The 23,952-nt window shown below is 66.2% G+C and carries 17 protein-coding genes; 2 read left to right on the top strand and 15 right to left on the bottom strand.

The window, feature by feature from the left end; translation table 11 throughout:
- The first annotated feature begins 41 nt into the window (after positions 1-41).
- Positions 42-1,028, top strand: a complete 987-nt coding sequence (gene corA, locus AC1Q6X_RS03540) for a magnesium/cobalt transporter CorA (RefSeq protein ID WP_070313610.1) — start codon at positions 42-44, stop codon at positions 1,026-1,028.
- 456 nt (positions 1,029-1,484) lie between these two features.
- Here the strand turns inward: corA and AC1Q6X_RS03535 are convergent, their stop codons facing one another.
- The 7 genes from AC1Q6X_RS03535 to AC1Q6X_RS03505 all read right to left on the bottom strand — a co-directional run bounded on the left by AC1Q6X_RS03535 (position 1,485) and on the right by AC1Q6X_RS03505 (position 11,445).
- Positions 1,485-2,330 (bottom strand): universal stress protein, encoded by an 846-nt coding sequence (locus tag AC1Q6X_RS03535; protein WP_070288151.1) that lies wholly within the window; start codon positions 2,328-2,330, stop codon positions 1,485-1,487.
- Between the two features lie 24 nt (positions 2,331-2,354).
- Positions 2,355-4,160 (bottom strand): PHA/PHB synthase family protein, encoded by a 1,806-nt coding sequence (locus AC1Q6X_RS03530; protein ID WP_492495147.1) that lies wholly within the window; start codon positions 4,158-4,160, stop codon positions 2,355-2,357.
- A 62-nt stretch (positions 4,161-4,222) separates the two neighbouring features.
- Positions 4,223-7,717: a PAS domain S-box protein gene (locus AC1Q6X_RS03525; protein WP_492495145.1), complete on the bottom strand. Its 3,495-nt coding sequence runs from the start codon at positions 7,715-7,717 to the stop codon at positions 4,223-4,225.
- A complete protein-coding gene (locus AC1Q6X_RS03520; RefSeq protein ID WP_492495143.1) occupies positions 7,714-8,856 on the bottom strand; it encodes an FIST signal transduction protein in 1,143 nt (380 codons plus the stop codon). Before AC1Q6X_RS03520 ends, AC1Q6X_RS03525 begins: the two co-directional genes overlap by 4 nt.
- Positions 8,857-8,870: 14 nt before the next feature.
- Positions 8,871-9,929 (bottom strand): HD domain-containing phosphohydrolase, encoded by a 1,059-nt coding sequence (locus AC1Q6X_RS03515; protein WP_070288156.1) that lies wholly within the window; start codon positions 9,927-9,929, stop codon positions 8,871-8,873.
- A 49-nt stretch (positions 9,930-9,978) separates the two neighbouring features.
- A complete protein-coding gene (locus AC1Q6X_RS03510) occupies positions 9,979-10,482 on the bottom strand; it encodes a chemotaxis protein CheW (protein ID WP_070313615.1) in 504 nt (167 codons plus the stop codon).
- A 60-nt stretch (positions 10,483-10,542) separates the two neighbouring features.
- Entirely contained in the window at positions 10,543-11,445 is a 903-nt protein-coding gene (locus tag AC1Q6X_RS03505) for a GGDEF domain-containing protein (RefSeq protein ID WP_070288158.1), read from the bottom strand.
- 472 nt (positions 11,446-11,917) lie between these two features.
- Between AC1Q6X_RS03505 and AC1Q6X_RS03500 the strand changes: the two genes are divergently transcribed.
- Positions 11,918-13,576 carry a methyl-accepting chemotaxis protein gene (locus tag AC1Q6X_RS03500; protein WP_492495140.1) on the top strand — a complete coding sequence of 553 codons (1,659 nt, stop codon included), beginning with the start codon at positions 11,918-11,920 and terminating at the stop codon, positions 13,574-13,576.
- Between the two features lie 34 nt (positions 13,577-13,610).
- Here the strand turns inward: AC1Q6X_RS03500 and AC1Q6X_RS03495 are convergent, their stop codons facing one another.
- The 8 genes from AC1Q6X_RS03495 to AC1Q6X_RS03460 all read right to left on the bottom strand — a co-directional run bounded on the left by AC1Q6X_RS03495 (position 13,611) and on the right by AC1Q6X_RS03460 (position 23,730).
- Entirely contained in the window at positions 13,611-14,897 is a 1,287-nt protein-coding gene (locus AC1Q6X_RS03495; RefSeq protein WP_492495138.1) for a DUF445 domain-containing protein, read from the bottom strand.
- Between the two features lie 59 nt (positions 14,898-14,956).
- A complete protein-coding gene (gene bcaP, locus AC1Q6X_RS03490; protein ID WP_492495136.1) occupies positions 14,957-16,354 on the bottom strand; it encodes a branched-chain amino acid transporter BcaP in 1,398 nt (465 codons plus the stop codon).
- Positions 16,355-16,565: 211 nt separating this feature from the next.
- Entirely contained in the window at positions 16,566-18,359 is a 1,794-nt protein-coding gene (locus AC1Q6X_RS03485; protein ID WP_492495135.1) for an MFS transporter, read from the bottom strand.
- Between the two features lie 50 nt (positions 18,360-18,409).
- Positions 18,410-19,504, bottom strand: a complete 1,095-nt coding sequence (locus tag AC1Q6X_RS03480) for an N-acetylglucosamine-6-phosphate deacetylase (RefSeq protein WP_492401625.1) — start codon at positions 19,502-19,504, stop codon at positions 18,410-18,412.
- Positions 19,505-19,507: 3 nt separating this feature from the next.
- The gene (locus AC1Q6X_RS03475) at positions 19,508-20,275 is read right to left on the bottom strand and encodes a DeoR family transcriptional regulator (RefSeq protein WP_070223655.1); all 768 of its coding nucleotides are present in this window, start codon (positions 20,273-20,275) and stop codon (positions 19,508-19,510) included.
- 35 nt (positions 20,276-20,310) lie between these two features.
- Complete coding sequence (locus AC1Q6X_RS03470) at positions 20,311-21,654, bottom strand: D-tagatose-bisphosphate aldolase, class II, non-catalytic subunit (RefSeq protein WP_492495398.1); 1,344 nt, start codon at positions 21,652-21,654, stop codon at positions 20,311-20,313.
- Positions 21,654-22,607 (bottom strand): ROK family protein, encoded by a 954-nt coding sequence (locus tag AC1Q6X_RS03465; protein ID WP_492495132.1) that lies wholly within the window; start codon positions 22,605-22,607, stop codon positions 21,654-21,656. Before AC1Q6X_RS03465 ends, AC1Q6X_RS03470 begins: the two co-directional genes overlap by 1 nt.
- The gene (locus AC1Q6X_RS03460) at positions 22,594-23,730 is read right to left on the bottom strand and encodes an AgaS family sugar isomerase (protein WP_492495130.1); all 1,137 of its coding nucleotides are present in this window, start codon (positions 23,728-23,730) and stop codon (positions 22,594-22,596) included. Before AC1Q6X_RS03460 ends, AC1Q6X_RS03465 begins: the two co-directional genes overlap by 14 nt.
- Between the last annotated feature and the right edge of the window lie 222 nt (positions 23,731-23,952).

The following is a 23,952-nucleotide window of genomic DNA, read 5'->3' as shown; positions in this document are numbered from 1 at the left end:
TGGCCCCCCAATAATATTGCCGCCACCAGCCGAAAATCACCATGGACCTCAGTACCCACGCCGCCGTCGTCAATTGCGAAGCGTATCGCGACGGCAGGAAGATCGCCCACTTCGACATCGACAAGGTGGGCGACTTTCTTGGCGACCCCGATTGTTTCGTCTGGATCGGCATGGCCAGCCCCGACGCCACGGCCATGCAGGCGCTGCAATCGGCCTTCGGCTTGCACGAACTGGCCGTCGAGGATGCGCAGGGTGCGCATGAGCGGCCCAAGCTGGAAGAGTACGGCGACACGCTGTTCATGGTGATGCACACGGCCACGCTGGACGGCGACGCCATCGTCTACGGCGAAACCCACGTCTTTCTCGGCCCCCGCTTCATCATCACGGTGCGCCACGGCCCTTCGGCCGGCTATGCGAAGCTGCGCGAGCGCAAGGAAAGCGTGCCCGAGAAGCTGGCCAGCGGCCCCGGCTACGTGCTGTATTCCATCATCGATTTCATCGTCGACCAGTACCAGCCGTGCATCGACCATTTGCAGGCCCGTTTCCAGCACTATGAATTGCAGCTGTTCAAGCCCAGCCTGAGCGAAGACAAGCTGCAGGATTTCTACCAGCTCAAGACGGAGCTGCTGAAACTCGATGCGGCCGTCAATCCCCTGCACGACATCTGCACCCAGCTGATCCGTTTCCATGGCGACATAGTGCCCAAGGAAAACCGCATCTATTACCGCGACATCCTCGACCACGTCAAACGGGTCACGCACACGGCGGGGCAGATGCGCGAGCTGGTCAATTCGGCCATGCAGGTGGCGCTGGGGCAAATTTCGATCCGCCAGAACGAGGTCGTCAAGCGCCTGGCCGCCTGGGCCGCCATCCTGGCCGTGCCCACCATGGTCTTCAGCCTGTACGGCATGAACTTCGAATTCATGCCGGAACTGAAGTGGCGCGGCAGCTATCCGGCCGTGATCGTCGTCATCATCGCCGGCTGCTACTGGCTGCACCGGCGCCTGAAGCGCGAAGGGTGGCTGTAGCGGCAGATGGCCGGCATGCAAATATTGGAGAGTTTTGCCGCGCAATCAGCTGCTACGATGAAGTGGCATGGCAATGCGGTTGACGGCAGGTGGCTGAACCTCCTTGGCGTGGATGGTGTGTCCGGCCGGCGCTGTACCCCAGAGCTGCCGGTGCGGACCACATTGCCTGTCCGGCGCCACAAGGCTCCTGTAACCCGGGAGCCTTCTTTTTTGCCTATTTCACCAGCACCGCCGCAGCCGCCTCGAGGATCAGCGCGGCCAACTCCACGGGACGCGAGGTCAGCGAGGCGAGGCTGCTGGGTTTATGCTTGCGGTCCGGGTCGCCGAAGGCAGAAGGGCCGTCAATGCGGCTGTGCCCGGCAATAGCAGGCGGCGGGCGTGGCAACGCGTGCTGGCGGCCGATGCGCTGCTCATGCCGTACTCCCGTGAAGGAAGGCCGATGGCCTGCCGGCCCCGCTAGTGCGACACCAGCACCGGTAACGTCATCTCTTGCAGCACCGTGCGCGTGACGCCGCCCAGCAGCGCCTCGCGCAGGCGCATGTGGCCGTAGCAGCCCATCACGACCAGGTCGCAGTGCCGCTGGGCCGCCATGGCCAGCAGGGCCGTGCCCACGTCCTGGCCCGGCGGCGTGTCGTGCTGCAGCACCTCGACGTTGACGCCGTGGCGCGCCAGGTACAGGGCCAGGTCGGCGCCCGGCTGCTCGCCGTGTGCGGCCGGCTGGGCGTGCGAATTGACGACGGCCAGGGTCACTTGCCGGGCCCGTTGCAGCAGCGGCAGCGCATCGGTGATGGCGCGCAGCGCTTCGGCGCTGCCGTTCCAGGCCAGCAGCGGATGCTGCGCGATGCCCGCTGGCGCGGCGCAAGGCGCGTGCGGCACCATCAGCACGGGCCGGCCGCAATGGAGCATCAGGTATTCGGCCGTGCCGGCGATGACGCGCGACGGCGTATCCTGCGCATCCGTCTGGCCCAGGATCAGCAGGTCGCAATAGCGCGCCTGCAGCAGCAGCGCGCCTTGCGCATCGTCGTCGACGAAGCGCGTTTCGTAGGTGCCCAGGCCTTCCTCGCGGGCAATGCGCTCGAAGTCGTGCAAGGCCTCGCTGGCCTGGGTGCGCAGCGCCTGCATCTGCGCCGGTGCAAACTGCAGCGCGTTGACGCCGCCGCCATATGCGTAGCGCGAAATGCCGCTCATGGCCGAGCCGATCAGGTGCGCGCCTTCGGCAACGGCCAGGCGCACGGCCAGGCGGATGCGCTGGGCGCAGTGGCGGGAATTGTCGACGTGGACCAGCAGGGTGGTGTAGGGCATGGCGTTTTCCTCGGTTGTTGGTTGTCAGGTCTGCAGCACGTAGCTGCCCGGCGCATCGCCCAAGTCGGGTCCCATGGCCGGCGGCGCCGCTTGCGCGCCAGGGCGTTCTGCCAGCCAGGCTTGCCAGGCGGGCCACCACGAACCGTCATGGTGCGCCACCTCGCGCTGCCAGCTGTCCGCGTCGATGTAGGGCGCGTCGTGGCGGTGCGTGGCCAGCTGGTAGCTGCGGTGCGGCTGGCCCGGCGGCGAGACCACGCCCGCATTGTGGCCGCCCGAGGTGAGCAAAAAAGTGACGTCCGTGTCGGTCAGCAGCTGCAGCTTGTAGACGGAGCGCCACGGCGCCACGTGGTCCGTCAGGGTGCCGACGGCGAAGACGGGCGCCTTGATGTCGGGCAGGGCGATGTGGCGGCCGGCCGTGCGGTAGCGCCCTTCGGCCAGGTCGTTGTGCAGGAACAGACGGCGCAGGTATTCCGAGTGCATGCGGCAGGGCATGCGCGTGGCATCCGCATTCCAGGCCATCAGGTCACTATCCTGTTCGTCGAGGCCAAGCAGATAATGGCGCAGCTGGCGCGACCAGATCAGGTCGTTCGAGCGCAGCAGCTGGAAGGCGCCCGCCATCTGTTTCGTATCGAGATAACCCTGCTTCCACATGGCCGCTTCCAGGAAACTGACCTGGCTCTCGTCGATGAACAGCGACAGTTCGCCCGGCTCCTTGAAGTCCACTTGCGAGGCCAGCATGGTCAGGCTGGCCAGGCGCATATCGCCGTCGCGCGCCATTGTCGCGGCGGCGATCGCCAGCAGGGTGCCGCCCAGGCAATAGCCGGCCGCGTGCACCTGCGGCGCGCCCGTGATGCGGATGACGGCGTCGAGCGCCTCCATCACGCCCAGCTGACGGTAGTCTTCCAGCGACAGCTCGCGGTCTTCTTCCAGCGGATTTTTCCAGGAAATCATGAACACCGTGTGGCCCTGGCCCACCAGGTAGCGCACCAGCGAATTGTGCGGCGACAGGTCGAGAATATAGAACTTCATGATCCATGCCGGCACGAACAGCAGGGGCGTCGCATGCACCCGGGCGGTCGCGGGCGCGTATTGGATCAATTCGATCAAGTCGTTGCGGTAGACCACCTTGCCCGGCGTGACGGCCACGTTCACGCCCACTTTATACGTGCGCCGGTCGGGCGCATGCGCACCCATGGCGGCGCGCTGGCAGTCCTCGGCCGCGTGGATCATGCCGCGCGTCAGGTTGGCGCCGCCGCTTGCCAGGGTCGCTTGCTGCACCACGGGATTGGTCAGCAGGAAGTTCGACGGCGCCAGCATGTCGAGCCACTGGCGCACGGTGAACGTGACGACATCCTCGTGGTGCGGCGCGACGCCGCGCACGCCCGTGGTGGCGCGGTGCCACCATTGCTGCTGCAGCAGGAAGCCCTGGTAGACCAGGTTGTAGGGCCAGCGCCGCCAGGCCGGGTCTTCGAAGCGCCGGTCCTGCGGCAGCGGCGCGATGCACGGCGGCTCGGCGGCGCCGCCAGCGATGGCCGATTGCATGGCGTACTGTTGCCAGCGGCCGATCTTCTTCCACGCTTCCTGCAGCAGCGCCTGCTGTTTCGATGGCGCCAGCGCCAGATGGCTGAGCCAGTCGGCATAGGCGTTGCCCAGCGCGGCCGGCGAAATACCGCCCGTAAACTTGCCGAGCCAGGCATTCAGCAGCAGGTCCAGGGTGGCGCCTTCCGGCGCGCTTTCCGGGTAGTCGGGCGCCGGTACGCCTTGCCAGGCGCTGCCCAGGCGCTCATGTTCCACGTTGTGCTGCGCATCGCTCGGCTGCGTCTTGCTCATCCACGGCTCCTGTCATTTTTTTACAGGATAGCAAGAGCTTGTTTAAAAAATTATGATCTACATCAAGTTTGGCCGGATGCGTGCAGCATATGGCTTGCCGCCTGGATGGCCGCCTCCGTTTCCTGCACGAACAGGCGCAACTGCTCTTCCAGCGCATCGAGGCGCGCCAGCAACGCGTCCTGCGGCGCCTTGGCTGCTTCGCGCTCGATGGCTGCGGCGATGGCGACGGCCGGCGCGGCGCGGAAGTTGGCCAGCAGGCCGGCCAGGGTGTGGGCTTGCCGGCTCACGGTGGCCCGGTCGCCTTCCTGCATGGCCGCCCGCAAGGCCGCCAGCTGCGCCGGCAGGGCGGTCAGGAACGATGCGCCGATGATGTCGATCACGTCGGCGTCGGCCTCGGCCAGCGCGGCGCCGTAGCCGAAGCGCGGCGTGTGCTTGTTTATTTTCAGCACATGCTGCTCGATCAGACTGTGGAAGGCGGCCGCGCGGAACGGCTTGGACAGGTAGTCATCCATGCCGCCGGCGATGCAGCGTTCGCGGTCGCCTTCGAAGGCGCTGGCCGTCATGGCGATGATGACGCTTCTCGGCATGCCTTGCGCTTCGCGCGCGCGTATCTGCGCGGTGGCTTCGAAACCGCCCATTTCCGGCATTTGCAGGTCCATCAGGATCATGTCGAAATGGCCGGCGGCCTGGCAATCGAGGGCGATGCGGCCGTTGGCCGCATGCGTGACGCGGTGGCCCGCGTTCGACAGCAGCACGGTGGCCAGTTCGCGATTCATGGCGTTGTCCTCGACGAGCAGGATGTCCAGGCCGGGCGTGCCTTCGCTTACGGTCTGGCGCGTCGCCACGGGCTCGGCGCTGGGCATGCCGCGGCAGGTGCCCAGCACGCTCATGGTGATGGCCAGCAATTCCTCGGGACTGGCAGGCTTGAGCAGGTAGCCGTCGATGCCCAGTTCGCGGCAGCGCGCCGCGTCGCCCAGGCTGCCGCAGGACGACAGCACGACGACGGGGACCTGGCTCCAGTGGGGCAGGGCGGACAGCGCCGATGCCGTGTCGAAGCCATTCATGCCGGGCATGGCGAAGTCCATGATGATGCAGTCCGCCGGCAAGGCGCCGCGGCAGTGCTCCAGCGCCGCCTCGCCGGACTCGCAGGCCGTGACCATGGCGCCGCTGTGCTCGAAGATCCGGCGCAGGATGGTCAGGCTGCTGGGATTGTCGTCGACCAGCAGGATGGCGCGTCCCGCCAGCGAGGCACCGGGCGACGGCAAGGGCTGCTGTTCGCCGATGGGCAAGGCCAGGTCCACGGTGAAGCAGCTGCCCTTGCCCAGTTCGCTCGACAGGCCGATGCGGCCTCCCATCATCGTCACCAGGCGGCGCGTGATCGACAGGCCCAGGCCCGTGCCGCCGAAGCGCCGCGTGGTCGAACCGTCTTCCTGCTGGAAGGCGTCGAAGACGGCCTCCTGCATGTCGGCGGCGATGCCGATGCCGGTGTCGCGCACGCACAGGCGCAGGCGGGCCATGCCGTCGCCGCTGGCGCGCAGCCGGGCGCTGACGACCACTTCGCCCTGCGGCGTGAACTTGATGGCGTTGCCCGCCAGGTTGGTCAGTACCTGGCGCAGCCGGCCCGGGTCGCCGAGCAGGGTGTGCGGCAGCGCGGGATCGACGTCGAGCACCAGTTCCAGGCCGCTGGCCTGCGCCCGCATGGCGTGGGCGCGCATGGTTTCCTGCATCAACCGGTGCAGGTCGAAGGGGATGCTTTCCAGGGTCAGCATGCCCGCCTCGATCTTCGAGAAATCGAGGATGTCGTTGATGATGCACAGCAGGGCGTCGGCCGAGGCCTTGACGATTTCCAGGTACTTGCGCTGGTGGGCATCGAGGTCGGAATCGAGCACCAGGTCCGTCATGCCCAGGATGCCGTTCATCGGCGTGCGGATCTCGTGGCTCATGTTGGCCAGAAATTCGCTCTTCGAGCGGCTGGCCGATTCGGCCACTTCCTTGGCCAGCAGCAGCGCGCGCTCGGCCGCCTTCTGACTGGAAATGTCGACGATGGTGCCCACCAGGCCGTGCAGGCTGCCGTCGGACTTCAGCAGGGCCGCCTTGCTGCACAGGACATCGACCTGCCGCGTGCCGACGATCAGCCGGTCTTCATATGTGTGGTTGCCCCGGTCCTGCAGCAGCGCCACGTCGTGCTGCCGCGCTTGCTGCGCCTGCTGCTGCGGCAGGATGTCCGCCACCGTCAGGCCCGCGATGCGCGCCTGGTCGAGATGGAAGAAGGCGCAAAAGGCGCGGTTGGCGCGCAGGTAGCGGCCGTGCACGTCCTTCAGGTACAAGGGGATGGGAATGGTCTCGATCAGCGCATCGACGAAGTTGAGGTTGTGCCGCAGCTCGCGCGCCGCCTGGCGCCGCTCCGTGATGTCCGTCAGGCTGCCGGTGATGCCGGCCAGCTGCCCCAGGCCATCGCGTTCGGCGCGCGCGCACACGTCGATCCAGCGCACGTCGCCGTCGCGGGTGACATAGCGCGCTTCATGGCGCATGCTGTCCACCTGGCCGCCCAACAGCTGGGCCAGGCCGGCCGCGGCGCGCTCGCGGTCGCGCGCATCGACGAATTGCAGGATATGCTTGCCCAGGCTGTCGGCGGCGTCGAAGCCGGTGATGGTGTGCCAGGCGGGATTGAGGAAGGTCCAGGCGCCGCGCAAATCCGTGCGGAAGACCACCTCATTGAGGCTGTTGACGACGTTGCGGTATTCGCGCTCGCTTTTCGCGATGGTCTCGGCCATGCGCTTGCTGTCGCTGATTTCCGTGCGGATGGCGATGTACTGGTATGGCTTGCCGGCCGCGTCGAGGAAGGGCACGATGGTGGCGTCCACCCAGTATTGCCCGCCATCCTTGGCGTGGTTGCAGATTTCGCCATGCCAGACCCGGCCGGCCGTAATGGTTTGCCACATCTGCGCAAAGAAGGCGTCCGTATGCGTGTGCGAGTTGATCAGGCGGTGCGTCTGGCCGACCAGCTCTTCGCGCGCGAAGCCGCTGATGGCGCAGAATTTGTCGTTGACGTAGATGATGACGCCGGCCGTATCGGTGACGCTGATAATGGCGTGCTGGTCCATCGCAAAGCGCTGGTTCTGCAGTTCGATGCGGCGCAGCTCCTGCTGCGCCACCAGTTCGGCCAGCAGCACCGACAGGCCCTCGATATCGCCTTCCTGCGGCAGGTGCAGGCCGGATTCGTCGTTGTCGAGCAGGCGCACGGCCGCCACGCGCAGCGACTGGATCACGCGGTTGCGGCTGGCCAGTTCCGTACGCAGCAGGTCATTCGTCATGCTCAGTTCATTCGAACTCAGTTCCAGGCTGCGCGAGCGCAAGTCCAGGTCGCGTTCGGACTGATCGTAGGCGCCGTCGATGCGCTGCAGCAGGGCCGGCAAGCCGGCCAGGAAACCGGCCAGTTCACGCGGCGTGTCGGCTTTCCCGCACAGTGCCTGTGCCTGTTCCAGCAAGGCGGCGCAGGCGCTTTCCGAGTCGATATCGCAGACGCGGTTCAATTGGCGGGCGAGGGTGCGGTTCATGCTTCGCTCAACACAGTCACGGTCATCGTCTGGTTGTGCAGCTGGCAGCTGCCATGCGGCTGGGCGATGCCGATTTCGCCGTTGGAGTAAAAGCCGGCGATGCAGGACGCGCCGCCCAGCAGGTCGGCCACCGCTTCGACCTCTTCCTCGGCCCGGTCGCCCATCACCAGCTTGCGGCCCACGCAGCTGACCAGCAGGGCCAGCTGGTCGCCCTGCGCATCGGCATGGGGCACGACGCCGCGCGCGGCCGTCTCGGCCCCGTCGATCAGCCGGTTGGTACTGGAATGCATGAGCTTCAGGTAGCCGTCGGCGAGGATGTCGCCGGCCAGGGTCAGCGAACCCTGGTCTTCGTCGACGGCGAGGATGGTGCGGAAGACATTGCTTTTTTCATGCGCGGCCGTGAGCATTTCAAACGGGAACAGCAGGCCGGAAGCGGGCAGATCGCGCGCATGGTCGCCCAGGTACAGCTTGTAGATGTCGAGCGCCCGCGCGCCATCGAGGCCATACAGCACGTTGTCGACGCAGCGCGTCACCTTGCGCGCGGGGCCGAACGCTTCCCAGCCCGCATGGCTGCCGTAGCCGAGGCGGATATGCTCGCCGTACAGGCCGACGGCGACGATGGTATTGTCGGCCGCGCCGCGCGGACCCAGGGTCCAGGTCTGGCGAAAGGCGCCGCCGTCCGCCGCCAGCCCGCCCGACACCGTCACGCCCGGCGGCAGGTTCGCCTGCAGGCCGGCGATGAGGGCGCTGCCGTTGATGGCCACGCCCGTGCCCAGCATGAAGACGGCCGTCAGACCGTCCTGCGGCAGCGCCTGCGCCAGGCGCTCGCCCGCCTCGTGCGAGTCCGCCATGTCGCAGATGATGGCGTCGGCAATCGCCACCGTCGTGCGGGCGAAGCGGATGGCCGTGATGACGCAGCTGTCGTCGTAGACGCGCTTGCCGGCGATCTCGCCGGCCGTGGAGCAGCCGGCGATGACGGCGCCGGGCAGCTGGCGGCGCAGCGCCGCGTTCAGGCCGGGCGTGGCAAAGTAGGGGCAGGCGCCGAACACCAGCACCAGGTCGGGCGCCATGGTGGCCAGGGGCGCCAGGGCGGCATCGAAGTCGGCATGGTTTTTCAGGATCAGTTGTTGCACGCGCATGGCGGGCTCCTCGCTTACAGTGGGTGGGCGTGTTGCGGGACGGGGTCGGGCAGGCTGTCGCGGATGGCCAGCACCTCGTCCCAGGCGCCCAGGAAGGCGTCGAGGCAACGCGGGCAGAAATGGCTGCCCCTGTTTTGCTCCAGGTACTGGCGCGCCTGGGCCAACGGCCAGGCCGGCTTGTACGGGCGCTCCGAACTCAGCGCGTCGAAGACGTCGGCCACGGCGACGATGCGCGCCGACAGCGGTATCTGCTCCTCCGCCAGGCCGTCCGGATAGCCGCTGCCGTCGTATTTTTCGTGGTGGCCGCAGGCGATTTCCTCGGCCAGGCGGATCAGCGGCGAGTCGCTGCCGGCGAGGATATGGCCGCCGATTTTCGCGTGCTGGCGCATGATGGCCATCTCATCGGGGTCCAGCCGCCCCGGCTTGAGCAGAATATGGTCGGGCGTGGCCAGCTTGCCCACGTCGTGCATGGGCGCCGCCTTGAGCAGCAGGTCCTGCCATTGTGCGTCGAGGCCCAGCTCCCTGGCGATCAGCGCCGAGTAGCGCGCCATGCGCATGATGTGGGCGCCCGTTTCGGGGTCGCGGAATTCGGCCGCCCGCGCCAGGCGCGTGACCAGTTCCATCTCCCTGGCCGTGACGTTGGCGATCGCCTGTTCCACTTCGTGTTCGAGCAGCTTGGCGCGGTCGGCCAGCATGGTTTGCGCCGTGCGCAGGGCCAGCAGGTTGCGCACGCGCAGGCTGAACTCGATGGTGTCGACGGGCTTGGTGAGGAACTCCGTCACGCCCAGCGAAAAAGCCTGCTTGCGCACGGCGTGGTCGTTTTCGGTGGTCACCATGATGATGGGGATGTCGGCCATGCCCGGCATCTTGCGGAAAATGCTGAGGAACTCGTTGCCCGACAGGCTGGGCATCCGGTAGTCGAGCAAGACCAGGTCCGGCACATGCGACTCGCACCAGTACAGCGCATCGACGGGATCGTTCATGCAGACGGGTTCGATGCTGCTGGCCTTGCCCGCCAGGGTCGCCAGCAGGCTCAGGTTGGTGTCGTTGTCATCGACGATCAGGATGCTCATGGTGTCTCCGGCGGGGCGGGTTCGGGTGGTGGCGTGGCTGGTGGCTGGCTCAGGCCGCCAGTTTTCCGCCGGCGTGCATGCCCATGCCCGCCAGCAGGCTGTCGATGTCGAGCACGATCAGCATGCGCTCGTCGAGGGCGCCGATGGCCGTCACGTGGCCGGCCATGGCCGAGCCGTGCAGCTGCGGCCGCGGCTTGATCTGCGCCGGCGCCAGCGGCACCACGTCAGCCACGCGGTCGACCACGATGCCGGTGGCGCCATGCGCGAAGATCAGGATGATCACCACGGTCGAGGCGTCGTACGCGGGTTCGGCCTGGCCCAGCGCGATGCGCAGGTCGACCAGCGGCACGATGCTGCCGCGCAGGTGGATGAACCCCTTGAGGAAGGCGGGTGCGTTGGCGATGCGGGTGACGGCGCCGTAGCCGCGGATTTCCTGCACCAGGCCGATGTCGATCGCATATTCTTCCTTGCCGAGTCCGAAGACCAGCAATTCCCGGGCATCCGCTTGCGCCAGCTGGCTCGCTGCTGCGGCATGTGTCGTGATGGTTTCCATGTGCTTGCTCCTGTCAGGTGCTGCGTGATGCATGAAACTGCGAAGGGTGTCGGGCGGGATTCAAGCCTGCTCGACGCGGTTGCGGCCATTGTTCTTGGCCTGGTACAGCGCGGCGTCGGCTTGCATGAAGGCCGCCTTCCAGTCGCCGTTGTCGGGCAGCGGCGCCATTCCGATGCTGATCGTCACCGGAATGGACAGCTTGCCGAACTCGAAACGCGTCTCTTCCACGGCGCGGCGTATGCGCTCGGCCACCTGGCAGGCCATGCTCATGTTCGTATGCGGGAACAGGAAACCGAATTCCTCGCCTCCCACGCGGGCGACGACGTCCGAGGCCCGCGCCTGGAACTGGAACACGGCGGCAATGGTTTGCAGGACGGCATCGCCGGCGGCATGGCCATGCTGGTCGTTGACGTGTTTGAAGAAGTCGATGTCGGCGATGCCGATGGCCAGTGGGGTGTGGGCGCGTCTGGCACGCGCGGCCGCGCGCACGGCTTCGACCTCGAAGGCGCGGCGGTTGGGCAGATGGGTCAGCGGGTCGCTCAGGGCGATGCGCTGCAACTGCTGCCAACGGGCCGCATTCTGCTGTTCGAGCGCGCGCTCGCGGCGCTGGTCGATGAAAAAGGCGCCCATGTAGTTTTCGTCGCCGAGCTTGCCCAGGTCCATGGCCTTGAGCACGATGGGCAGCATGGAGCCGTCGTGGTGGCGAATGGCGAAATGGCGTTTGTGCCCGAGTACCCTGGACTTCTTTTCGCCGGCCAGATAGGCGCCGATCTGCGCGCCATGCTGCTCGCGCACGGCATCCGGCAGCAGCGCCTCGATCTGCTGGCCCGCCAGGCTGCCCTGCGCATAGCCGCTCAGCGCATACATGGCGTCGTTCGCATACTGGATGCGTGAAGCGGTGTCGATGATGACGGCAGCGTCTTCTGCGGCGTCGAGCAAGCGCAAGGCCAGGACTTTGTTCATGCGTATCTCCCTACATTGGTGCGGATTTCCCGAGTGGCGAAAGGCACGATGTCGTCGCATCGTTTTTGTTTCCCCATATCAATCATCATACCTCAAATAAAATAGAATGCAATGAATTTCATGATTTTAATGATTTGTGTTTGCCGTGCAACTGCCGTCTTGTTTGCAATATTGCCTCGAGACGCTGTGTTTTTCCTCTGTTGAGGCGAAAATCTATCCATTTGTCATCATTTCAAAAGTGATAAATTCGTTTAAATTTTTTATTTAAATGTTGTAATTGGTTAAATCATGGAGCAAAATGAATTTGATCTAAGTCAAAAAGATGGCAAATAGAGGCAAGTTGTTGGCAAGGCGCCTCTCGTCACTTGTCAGGATCTGTACAGGAAAGAGCAGTGTTGTTCAGGCCAGGGCGCGAGCCCGCTTCTTTTCGGGTGGCGCCGCCATTCGCTTGTGTAGGACAGGGGAGACAGAAATGCGTACAAATATGCCGGTAACGAACAGGGAATATGTGCTTCATGACGGTCAGACGGTGGTATCGAAGACTGACCTGAAGGGCAACATCACCTATGTCAACCAGGATTTCATCGATATCAGCGGCTTTTCGGCCGAGGAGCTGATCGGCGCGCCGCAAAACATCGTGCGCCATCCGGATATGCCGGCCGAGGCCTTCGCCGACTTCTGGCGCACCATCAAGAGCGGCAAGGCGTGGACGGGCATGGTCAAGAACCGCTGCAAGAATGGCGATTACTACTGGGTGGAAGCGAATGCCGCGCCGATGCTGGAAAATGGCCAGATGGTGGGCTACACCTCGATCCGCGTCAAGCCCAGCCGGGAACAGGTGGCCGCCGCCGAGCAGGCATACCAGGCCATCAAGCAAGGCAGCACGACGCTGGAAGTGCGCGAAGGCGTGGCCATTCACCGCTCGCTCGTGCGGCGCCTGAATCCGCTGGCGCAATTGACGCTGCGCGCCCGGATGTCCCTCGTGTTCGGCTCGCTGGCGCTGCTGTTCGTTGCCGCGCCGGCCATCTCCTATGTGGCGTCGGGACACGCCGGCATGCCGATGCTGTTCAGCACTCTCTGCGGCGTGGTGTCGTGCGCGGCCGGCGGCTACACCGTGCAGCGCGCGGCCGTGGTGCCGCTGGAGCGCATGCGCGGCGATATCGAGCGCATGAGCGCGGGCGACCTGTCGGGCAACATCAGCGCCAGCGGCAACGACGAACTGACGGCGGTGGCGCAGGCGCTGCGCGTCCTGCAGACGAACGTCAAGCTGCTGGTCGGGCAAATCAAGGAATCGACGGGCGTGGTGGGCCGCGGCGCGGAGGAAATCGCCGCAGGCAATGCGAACCTGTCGCGGCGCACGGAGTCGCAGGCCAGCGCACTGGAAGAGACGGCGTCGTCCATGGAAGAACTGACCGGCACGGTCAGGCAGAATGCCGACAATGCGCGCGAGGCGAACCGCCTCGTCAATACCGCCTCCGAGACCGCGCACAAGGGCGAACAAGCCATGTCGCAGGTGATTGCCACCATGGGCTCGATCCAGGACAGCTCGCGCAAGATCGTCGACATCATCGGCGTGATCGACGGCATCGCCTTCCAGACGAATATCCTGGCGCTGAATGCGGCCGTCGAGGCGGCGCGGGCCGGGGAACAGGGGCGCGGCTTTGCCGTGGTGGCGTCCGAGGTGCGCAGCCTGGCGCACCGCTCGGCGCAGGCGGCCAAGGAAATCAAAGTGCTGATCGGCGATTCGGTGGACAAGGTGGGGGCGGGCAGCCGGCTGGTGCAGGACGCCGGCAAGACGATGGGCGATATCGAGCAGTCGGTGCGCCAGGTGGCCGGCTACATGGCGGACATTACGGCGGCCAGCCAGGAGCAGAGCGAGGGTATCGAACAAATCAACCAGGCCATCACGCAGATGGACGACGTGACGCAGCAAAATGCGGCCCTGGTCGAGCAGGCCGCCGCCGCCGCGGCCGGCATGCAGCAGCAGGCCGTGCAACTGGCGACGCTGGTCGATTCCTTCCAGCTGGTGCGCAGTGTGGCGGCCGGCGCGGCAGCCCGGCCGGCAGCCCGGGCTGCCGCGCCGCGCAAGCAGTTATCAGTGACGAGCCTGCTGAAACCGCAGCTGGCGTGATGCCGCGCCAGGCGCTGGCGCTGGAAAAGCCCGCTTACACCGCCTGGCTGACGGCATGAATCAGCAGGCCGGCCAGGCCGCCCACGATGGTGCCGTTGATGCGGATGAATTGCAGGTCGCGCCCGATGGCCAGTTCGATGCGCTCGCTCATTTCTTCCTTGCTCCACAAGTCCAGGCGGGCGGCGATGAAGGCGCCCACTTCGCCCCGGTAGCGCCGTACCAGCGCGCCGCTGCCGGCGACGATGGCGCCGTTCAGCCATGCCCGCGCATGCTCGTCCTTGCCCAGCACCTGACCCGTGTTGCGCGCCAGGCTGGCGACGGCTTGCGCCAGCACGGGCGCGTCGGCGTGCAGGTCGGCCAGCACGCGCGCGCGGATGGCGTCCCACAGCTCGCCCAGCATCGCTTGCACCGTATCGCTGGCGATCAGCTGCAGCTGGTAGCGGCGCACCGTGTCCTGCCACTGCGGGTCGGCCTTCAGGTGCAGCGCGCTGTCGGCGATCCAGCCGGCGATGCGCTGGCGCAGCGGGTGAGCGGGGTCGATGCGCACGGCGAGCGCGAATTTTTGCAGCGAGGCGATCATGCGCGGCTCGTACGCCTTCACGGCTTTTTTCACCAGCGTGTTTTCGATCTGGAAGGCGCCCAGCACGAAGTCGCCGATGGCGGCGTGGTGCGCCTCGTCGTCCAGGTAGGCGGCGCCCCGGTCGAGCAGGAAGTCCAGCAGCTGCTGCGGCTTGCCGTCCGCGATCAGCGCGTCGATGCAGTCGGCCGCCACGTCCGATACATTCAATTGACCGAGGTAGCCGCTGGCCTGCTCGCGCAGCAGGCGGCCCAGCGTGTCATGGTCGGCCATCGCCAGCAGCTGTTTCACCACGCCGGCGCTGGCCATGCCCAGCTGCCGCGCATGGACCTCGTCACTGAGCCAGGCGCCCAGGCGGGCAGCGGGATCGGCTTGCACGATGCGCTCGGCGATGCCTTGCTCGGTAATGAAATGGTTTTCCACGAAGGCGCCCAGGCTGCGCCCGATATCCGCCTTGCTGTTCGGGATGATGGCCGTATGCCACAGGGGAATGCCGAGCGGGTGGCGGAACAGGGCGACGACGGCGAACCAGTCGGCGATCGCGCCCACCATCGATGCTTCGGCGAATGCCTCCACATAGCCCCATGCGGGATGGCCGCCCCGTTGCGAGCGGGCAACGGCGAAGACCAGCGCGGCGAGCAGCAGCAGGCCGGCGGCCAGCCACTGCATGTTGCGCAGGCGCGCGCGCTTGAACTGGTCCGTGCTCTGGTCCAGTTGGGCGATAAGGTCGGGGGAAGGTTGCATGGATGGCGGTCTGCACAGTTGCGTGACCGCCATCTTACTGCGATGGCGCAGTGACGGGCTTACTGTTGCGGATGCAGCAGCGAACGGCGGCGCGCGTAGCCGAAATAGATGGCCAGGCCGATCACCAGCCAGATGGAAAAGGCCATCCAGGTGACCCAGCTGAGGAAGGTCATCAGGCCTACGCACAGGATCACGGCCAGCGCCGGCACGAACGGCACGCCGGGGCAACGGAACGCGCGCGGCAGGTCGGGACGCTTCTTGCGCAGCACCACCACGGCGACGGAGACCATGGTGAAGGCGGCCAGGGTGCCGATGTTGATCAGCTCGGCGAGGATGTTGAGCGGGATCGTGGCGGCGATCAGGCCGAAGACGATGCCGACCAGCCAGGTGGCGAAGAACGGTGTGTGGAAGCGTGGGTGCACGGTCGACAGGCGCTTGGGCAGCAAGCCGTCGCGCGACATGGCGAAGATGATGCGCGTCTGGCCGAAGGCCATCACGAGGATCACGGTGGTCATGCCGAGGATGGCGCCCAGGTCGACGAAGCCGGCGATCCAGTTTTCGCCCGCATACTGCAGGGCCAGGGAGACGGGATGGTCGACGCCGAGGAATTTCTGGTACGGCACGATGCCCGTCATGATGGCCGAGACGACCACGTACAGCACGGCGCACACGGCCAGCGAGCCGATGATGCCGATGGGCAGGTCGCGCGACGGTTTCTTGACTTCCTCGGCGGCCGAGGTGACGGCGTCAAAGCCGATGAAGGCGAAGAAGACGAGGGCGGCGGCGCTCAGCATGCCGTGGTAGCCGAACGGCATGTAGGGCTGCCAGTTGGCCGGCTGCACGTGGCGCGCGCCGAAGATAATAAACAGCAGCACCACGCCCACCTTGATGGCCACCATGATGTTGTTCAGGCGCGCCGATTCGCGCACGCCCCAGCCCAGCATGGCCGTCAGCAGCAGCATGATGACGAGGGCCGGCAGGTTGATGAAGGTGGTCACGCCGGGCAGGGCGCCCGGTGCGGCCGTCAGGGCCACGGGCAAGCTGATGCCAAAGCCCGACAGCAGCGACTGGAAGTAGCCGGACCAGCCGACGGAGACGGCGGCCGCGGCCAGGCCGTATTCGAGCAGCAAGTCCCAGCCTATCATCCAGGCGGCCAGCTCGCCCAGGGTGGCATAGCTGTAGGTGTAGATGGAGCCGGCCACTGGCACGGTGGAGGCGAATTCCGCATAGCACAGGGCGGCGAAGCAGCAGGCGACGGCCGCCACGACGAAGGACAGCGACAGGGCGGGGCCGGCCGTCAGCGCACCCGTGCCGGTGAGTACGAAAATACCGGTGCCGACGATGGCGCCGATGCCCATGAGCACAAGGTCGAACGGTCCCAGCACCTTGGCCAGACCTCCCGGCTTCTTGCTGTGGGCAATCATGTCATCCAAATTCTTGGTTCTAAATAAGCTCACTGTGTCTCCTGGTGGTTTTTGTCATGGCGCCATTGCCGCCTCGTGAGTAGCACGACGCAGCCAGATTCTAGCCCACGCGCCCGTGATTCCAGAAGGAAAACCGTACGCTACCGTGCGCGCCAGCCCTGTCAACTTGCCCGGCAGGCAAAAAAACAGCCCCGGACGGTGGGCCGGGGCTGGAAAGGAGACTGCTACAGTTGGTTACTCGGGCTTACTTGGAAAAGTGCGCTTCGATCTCTTCCAGGGTCTTGCCCTTGGTCTCAGGCAACAAAAACGCGGCCGCCAGGAAGTACAGCACGGTGCAGCCGGCGCCGAAGAAGAACAGGGTCGAATAACCGTGCAAGCCCACGGTCGGCAGGAAGATGGCGGCGATCACGGTCGAGACGAACTGGTTGACCAGCAGGGCGATGCTCATGCCGTTCGAGCGGATGCGGGTCGGCATCAGCTCGGACAGGGCCAGCCACACGCACACGCCCGGTCCCACGGCAAAGCTGGAGACGAACACGCAGATGGCGATCGCCACCAGCCAGCCGTGCGTGGACGGGGGCACGGGGCCCAGGCTGGCCTTCTCGATGCGCAGCGGCGCCTCGCGTCCGGCGGCCGGGTCGGCGAACGGGTTCAGGTGCAGCTTGCGGAAGAACACGCCGATCACGCTGTCGGCCTGCACGGCGTCTTCGCGGGCGATCGTCACCTGGCGCAGTACGGGGTCGTCGCTGCGCAGGCTTTTCACGTTGGTGAACGGACCGTAGGCGTAGGCGATGGTCAGCTGCTGCGGCGTGCCGTCGGCGGCCGCGCCCAGGGCCGTCAAGGTGGCCGCATCGAGGTGCACGGCCAGGCCGTCGTTTTGCACCTGGGCGGCGATGGCGGGGCGCACGTCGGCCAGGTGGGCTTCGGCGCCGCGGAACAGCAAGCCGGCCGCCAGCAGCGAGACGACGATGCCGCCCGTGCCCAGCATCAGCAGGAACTTGCGGCCCTTGCGGTCGACCAGCAGCACGGCCACCACCGTCATCACGGCGTTCAGTACCTTCAACAGCACGTCCGCCATGTTGGCCGAGGCGCCCGACAGGCCCGCCTGGTTCAGGATATTGACGACATAGGCGAGGATGGAATTGATGCCCGTCGCCTGCGTGCAGGCGAGGATCAGGCAGGCCAGCAGGAAGGGCAGCACGTAGCGGCGGCTCAAGAGCGGGTCTTTTGCCCTGGCATGGCCGCTGGCCTTGGCCGCGTTCTCGGGCGTATCGAGCATTTCGCGCAGTTCCAGGTCGGCGGCGGCGGGCAGGCGCGTGCGCAGCAGCGACTGGCGCGCCTGTTCGACGCGGCCGCGGCGCGCCAGCCAGCGCGGCGACTCGGCCAGCAGCAGGGCGCCGACGGTAAATACGAGGCCAGGCGCCAGGCAGACCCAGAAGATGCTGCGCCATGCGTGGTCCTTGGCCGCGAAGATGGCGGCGATGCGGCCCGCTTCCGGCAACGACTGCGCCGCTTGCGTGGCCGTTTCCACCGTTTGCGCCTGCAGCAGGCCGATCAGGGCGGCCGCTACCAGACCGATGGTCAGCAGCAGCTGGAACAGGGCGGCACCGCGCCCACGCTGTTGCGCGGGCAGGCATTCGGCCAGGTACAGGGGCACGACGACGCCGATCAAGCCGCCGCTGATGCCTTGCAGCAGGCGGCCCAGCAGCAGCGGCGTGTAGCCGTCGGCCAGGGCGATCAGCGGGATGCTGGCGCTGAACAGGGCGCCGGCCAGGAACATCACCCAGCGCCGGCCCAGGATGTCGGCCAGGGCGCCGGCGAACAGTGACGACAGCACCGAACCCAGGAGCACGGCGGCGACGATAAAGCTCAGCTGCTGGGCCGTCAGTTTCCAGGCCACGGAGGCCGTCGATTCCAGGTAGGGCAGGGCGCCGGCGATGATGCCGATGTCTATGCCGTACAGCAATCCCCCCATGCCGGCAATAAATAGCAGGTAGCGCATGGCCCACACGGGGGCCTTGTGTGACGTGTCGTGCATGGTAACTCCGGGACGGGGTTGAGGTTGGGGGCTGGTTCTAGAGACGGAATCTAGCGGGTGGAAAGATCGATGGCCGCGCCTTCGACGAAGACGGACACGGGCTGTAGTGTGGAATCGAGGACGACGATATCGGCCCAGGCGCCCGGTGCCAAACGGCCTCGTTCGGATTCGCCCAGATAATCGGCCGGGTACAGCGAGAGGCGGTTCGAGGCGTCGGCCAGGTCCAGGCCCAGGTCGACGAAATTGCGCAGGGCCTGGTCCATGGTCAGCACGCTGCCGGCCAGCGAGCCCGTGGCCAGGCGCACGCAGCCCATGCATTTATAGACGCGCTGTGTGCCCAGGCCGTATTCGCCGTCGGGCATGCCGGTGGCCGAGGTGGCGTCGGTCACGCCGTACAGGCGCGGGATGGCGCGCAGGGCCGCGCGCAGGGCGCCCTTGGCCACGTGCTGCAGGTCGGGGATGATTTCCGCATATTCGGCATGCGCGAGCGCCGCGCCTACCATGCCCGGGTCGTAGTGCGTCATGCCCGTCATGCCGTTGTACAGGTGGGTAAAGCCGGACACGCCGGCCTTGAGCGCGGCCACGCCATCGTCATACGTGCCGGCGCTGTGGCCGATCTGCACGCGGATGCCCATCGCCGCCAGTTGCGGGATCAGTTCCAGGTGACCGGGGATTTCCGGCGCCATGGTCAAGACCTTGATCGGGGCGATGGCATGGAAGCGCTGCACCAGCGCCAGGCTCGCTTGCACCACGTCGGGCGGCTGCGCGCCCAGGCGGTGCAGGTTCAAAAACGGTCCTTCCAGATGCACGCCCAGCATGCGTGCGCCGTTGGCGGGACGTTCGGCGATAACGCCGGCCAGTCCTTGCAGCGCGCGCACGATCGACGGCTCCTTGGCCGTCAGTGTGGTGCCCAGCAAGGCCGTGGTGCCGTGGCGCGCATGCACCTGCGCCACGGTGGCGCCCGCGTTGCCGCCTTCCATGATGTCGACGCCGGCCGCGCCGTGCACGTGCAGGTCGATGAAGCCGGGCAGGATGGTGAGCGCGCTGTCGGCGGCAGGGTCTTCTTGTATCTGGACGATGCGCTGGTCAAAAGTGATGGTGCCCGTGATCCAGCCAGATGGGGTAAGGATTCTGCCGCTCAGCATGTGTTATTCCGCTATAAAAAGTTCGATGCCCAGCTTGTGCAGCCCTTCGCGGTATTCCTGGCTGATGCTGGCATCGGTGATGACGGTATCGACGCGGTCCAGCTGCACGATGCGGTGCAGGCTGACGCGGCCGAACTTGGAGGCGTCCGTGAGGACGATGATTTTCTTGGCCCGTTCCACCATCTTGTGGTTCAGGCTTGCTTCCGCTTCGTGGTGGGTGGTGACGCCGAACTGCAGGTCGAAGCCGTCCACGCCCAGGAACAGCTTGTCGAAGCTGTAGGCCTGCAAGCAGGTTTCGGCCTGGCTGCCCTGGATCGACAGCGACTGCTTGCGCAGCAGGCCGCCCGTGAGGATCAGGTCCACGCCGGGCGCGTCGGCCAGCTCCCACGCGATGTTCAGGCCATTCGTGGCCACCGTCACGCCGGTGGCGTCGCGCAGATGGCGCGCCAGCGAGATGGTGGTGGTGCCCGAGTCGATGATGATGTTGTCGCCCGGTTCCACCAGCCGCGCCGCATAGGCGCCGATGCGCTCCTTCTGCTCGTGGTTGATGGCATCCTTCTGGCGTATCGTATGCTCGGGCGGCGGCGTGCGCGTCAGGGTCGCGCCGCCGTGGCTGCGCGTGGCCATGCCTTGCGCTTCCAGCGCATTCAAGTCGCTGCGGATGGTGACCGCGGACACGCCGAGCTTTTCCACCAGATCGGTCACCTGCACCGAGCCCTGCTGGGCAAGCATTTGGAGGATGGATTCACGGCGTTGGCTGGTATTTCGCATGGTGGCGGGCTCAGTAAAAAATGAAAATACCGAGCTTAACAGATTGCCGCTTCGGCAATGACAGCCACTGCCGCATTGCGGTTGCAGGCGCGCGCATATTGCGCCAGCAAGCTGCCGATCTTGTGCTCGATCAAGGCCGGTGCCTGCGCTTTCAGGCTGCCCTGCACCACGGCCAGATACTGTTCCGGCAAATGCTGGCTCAGCAGCGGCAGTGGAATCGCCACGGCATCGAGGTTGGCCAGCAGCTTGCCGACGGCGGCCGCCACTTCCGGCTCGCCCCAGTAATAGCGGCAACGGTCGCTCAAGCCGTAGCGGCGCATCAATCGCTGTTCTTCCGGCGTGCCCAGGTAATGCTTGATCCAGTTTTTCGGCTTGGCCACCATCACGTCGTCGAGCACCTGCATCAGCTGCGAGGTGGCGTGCGCCGGCAACAGTTCTTCCTCGATCTGGCACAGGGCGAACAGTGCCTCGCGCAGGGCGAAGGTGGCGGCCGGGCCCACTTTCAGGATGGCGAAATGGTCGCGCACCATGGCGTGCAGGGCCGATTCGCGCTGGTAGTCGGTCGAGTGGGCTTCGAACACGAGGCCAGGCTGCTCGGCCACGAAGGCCGACAGCTCGGCGGCGGCCTGCGCATCGTAGTGCTGGATGCTGCTCTGGTCGAAATCGACGCCCGGCTGCACCACCATGGCGATGACGCGGCGCCAGGCGTCGTGCAGGCCGTTGTCGAGGAAGGCGCGGCAATGCACGTCGAGGGTGCGGCGCGCGGCCTGCGGGCTGGTGACGGCGCCGGCCTGCGCCAAGGACGCTTCGCCGCCGGGAACCGGCACTTCCGTGCCGATCACGTAGACGGGCGGCGCGAAGCCGGCGGCGGCGGCCGCCGTTTCGGCGACGATGCACAGGCGCGCCGAACGGGCGGCCACGGTTTCATCGTCGAGCTGCAGGGGATCATCGGCACAGCGCATGCTGCAATCGAGGTGGATTTTATGGAAGCCGGCCGACGCATACGCGGCGATCAGGGTCTCGGCGTGGGCCATGGCGGTGGCCGCGTCGAGGTGCTGCCAGGCGTTCGGACCCAGGTGGTCGCCGCCCAGCACCAGACGGCTGGCGGGGAAACCCTGTTCCCGGGCCAGTGCCAGCATGGTGTCGCGGAAAACGTTTGGTGTCATGCCCGTGTAGCCGCCGAACTGGTCGACCTGGTTCGAGGTCGCTTCGACCAGCAGCACGGTGTCGTACTCGCTGGCCACGCGCATGGCGGCGCGCAGCACGCTCGGGTGGCTGCAGCAGACGGCGTACAGGCCCACGCGCTCGCCGCGGCGGTGCGCCTTGATCACTTGCTGGATGGGCGACAGGGTAAAACTCGGGTTTTCCGCTTGCTTCATCATGTTGACGCCTTTATATGTTGTCGTATCAAAAGGGCCGCGCCGCGCGCGCCGCCGGCGTCGCCAAAGCGGGGCGGCAGGATGGGCGGCACGTGCACGCCGGGGAACAGGTGGCGCTTCACGGCGGCCGGCAGCTTGTCGTACAGGTGCGGCAATTTCGACAGGCCGCCGCCGAGCACGATGACGTGCGGGTCGTAGGCCAGCACCAGGCCGGCCAGCGCGTGGCCCAGCACGTCGAGGTGCACGGCCACCGTGCGTTCGGCCACGGCGTCGCCCATGTTGGCGCGTGCCACGATGGCCAGCGGCTCGGCGCCGTCGCCGCCGAAATGCGCGTGGAGCTTGCTCATGGCGGGTCCGGAAACGTAGCGTTCCAGGCAGCCCGCCTTGCCGCACGGGCAGGCGTAATCGATCAGGCCATGCTGCGCCAGCAGGGAGGCGGGCAGGCTCCAGTGGCCCCATTCGCCGGCCACGCCGTTCAAGCCGCGCAGCAGCTGGCCGCCCACGCAATAGCCGCCGCCGGCGCCCGTGCCGAGGATGGCGCCGAACATGCTGGCGGCATGGTCGGCCGTGCCGCCTTGCGCTTCCGACAAGGCGAAGCACTGGCAATCGTTGCCGATGGCGACAGGGCGCTGCAAGGCTTGCTGCAGGGTTTGCGCCACCAGGCGGCCGTTCAGGGCCGGCACGTTGGAGCTCAGTTGCCGGCCGCTGGCGCTGTCGATCACGCCGGGCAAGCCGATGCCGACGGGCGCCGTCGTGCCCAGCGCCGCGTCGCCGCGCGCCACCAGGTCGACGATCGCCTGCACGAAGGCGCTAAAATCGTCGCCCGGCGTGGCGACTCTCTCGCGGAACGTTTCGGTCAGTGCGCCGTCGCGGTCGGCAAAGGCGACCAGCTCCATCTTGCTGCCGCCGATGTCGATGCCGTGGTAGCCGGCCGTGTGATTAGAATTGGTCATGGCCATAGATGGTGACGCCCTGCACGACACGGTTGACGATGCCGCCGGCGAATGGATTGTCGGGGCGCAGTTGCAGCAGCGCGGATTGGTGCAGCGCATATTGCTGCGCCATCAGCAGCCATAGCGGGGCCAGCCAGGCGTCGGGCCAGGCCGGCGCGTCGGCCGACAGGTCGCCGCCGATGCCGACCGTCAGGCACGTCTGCGCCACGCTGTCGCGCTGCAGTTCCTTGAGCAAATCATATTCGTACTGGCGCGCCAGTGGCTTGCTGCTGCGCAGCAGGATCACCAGGGACTCCGTGGTGACGGCCGATTTCGGGCCATGGCGGAAACCCAGCGGGGTATTTGCCATCGCCATCACGCGGCCGCCCGTCAATTCCAGGATTTTCAGGGCCGCTTCCTTGGCCAGCGCTTCCAGCGGGCCGCTACCCAGGTAGACCACGCGCTGCACGGGTGTCGAGCCCAGGTCCGCCACGGGAGCCGACCAGTCGCGCAGGGCGTCTTCGCCCAGCTGCGCCAGGGTCTCGAGGCGCGCCACGTCGACGTCCTTGCCCAGTACCGACAGGGCCGCCAGCAGCATGCTGCTAAAGCTGCTGGTCATGGCGAAGCCGCGGTCGCAGCTGCCTTCCGGCATCAGCAAGTTATATGTATTGCTGTCGTTGGCGCCCTGGCGCGCCAGCTTGCCATCGGCGTTGCAAGTGATGTTCAGGAAGCGCGCACCGGGCACGACCTGGCGCAGCAGTTCCACGGCCGCCAGGCTTTCCGGGCTGTCGCCGCTGCGGGCAAACGAGACGAGCAGGGTGGGCGCATCCGCTTCCAGGTACAGCTCATGGTGCGTCAGCAAAGTCGTGGTGGCGATGGCGCGGATCTGCGCGGGCCAGGCGGCATTCAGGGTGTCGACGACGATTTCGCCCACATACGCCGAGCTGCCGGCACCCGTCAGGATCACGCGCTGCTGTGGATGGGACAGCGCATCGCCCAGAAAGGCGGCCAGGCTGGCTTGCTCGCTGCGCAAAATGCCGGCCAGCGCGCGCCAGATGGCGGGCTGATGGGCGATTTCCTCGGCCGTGTGCAGGCCGCCGATGTCGCGCCAGGTTTGAATGTCACGCTGAAGAAGGGTAGTCATGAGAGGTCAGTAAAGTGTTTGTTGGAGAAAGCATAAATACTAAATTTCGAAAAGTCAAATACGAAAGTAAAACGAAAGTAAATAGTTGTGTGGCTTGCGAATAATGTCGTCTTACTGGTGCTTTTCTGGACGCCGATCATGTTGCGCTGCCGCATGAAACCCAGTCGTGCCGCCGCCTGTCGCTGAAATGCGACGATAACGAAAGTATGTTTTGTGACATTT

The sequence above is a fragment of the Janthinobacterium sp. GW823-FHT06H09 genome (genome assembly GCF_058794735.1).
Note: the sequence above shows the minus strand (reverse complement) of the source record. Positions and strands in the feature narration are given on the sequence as shown.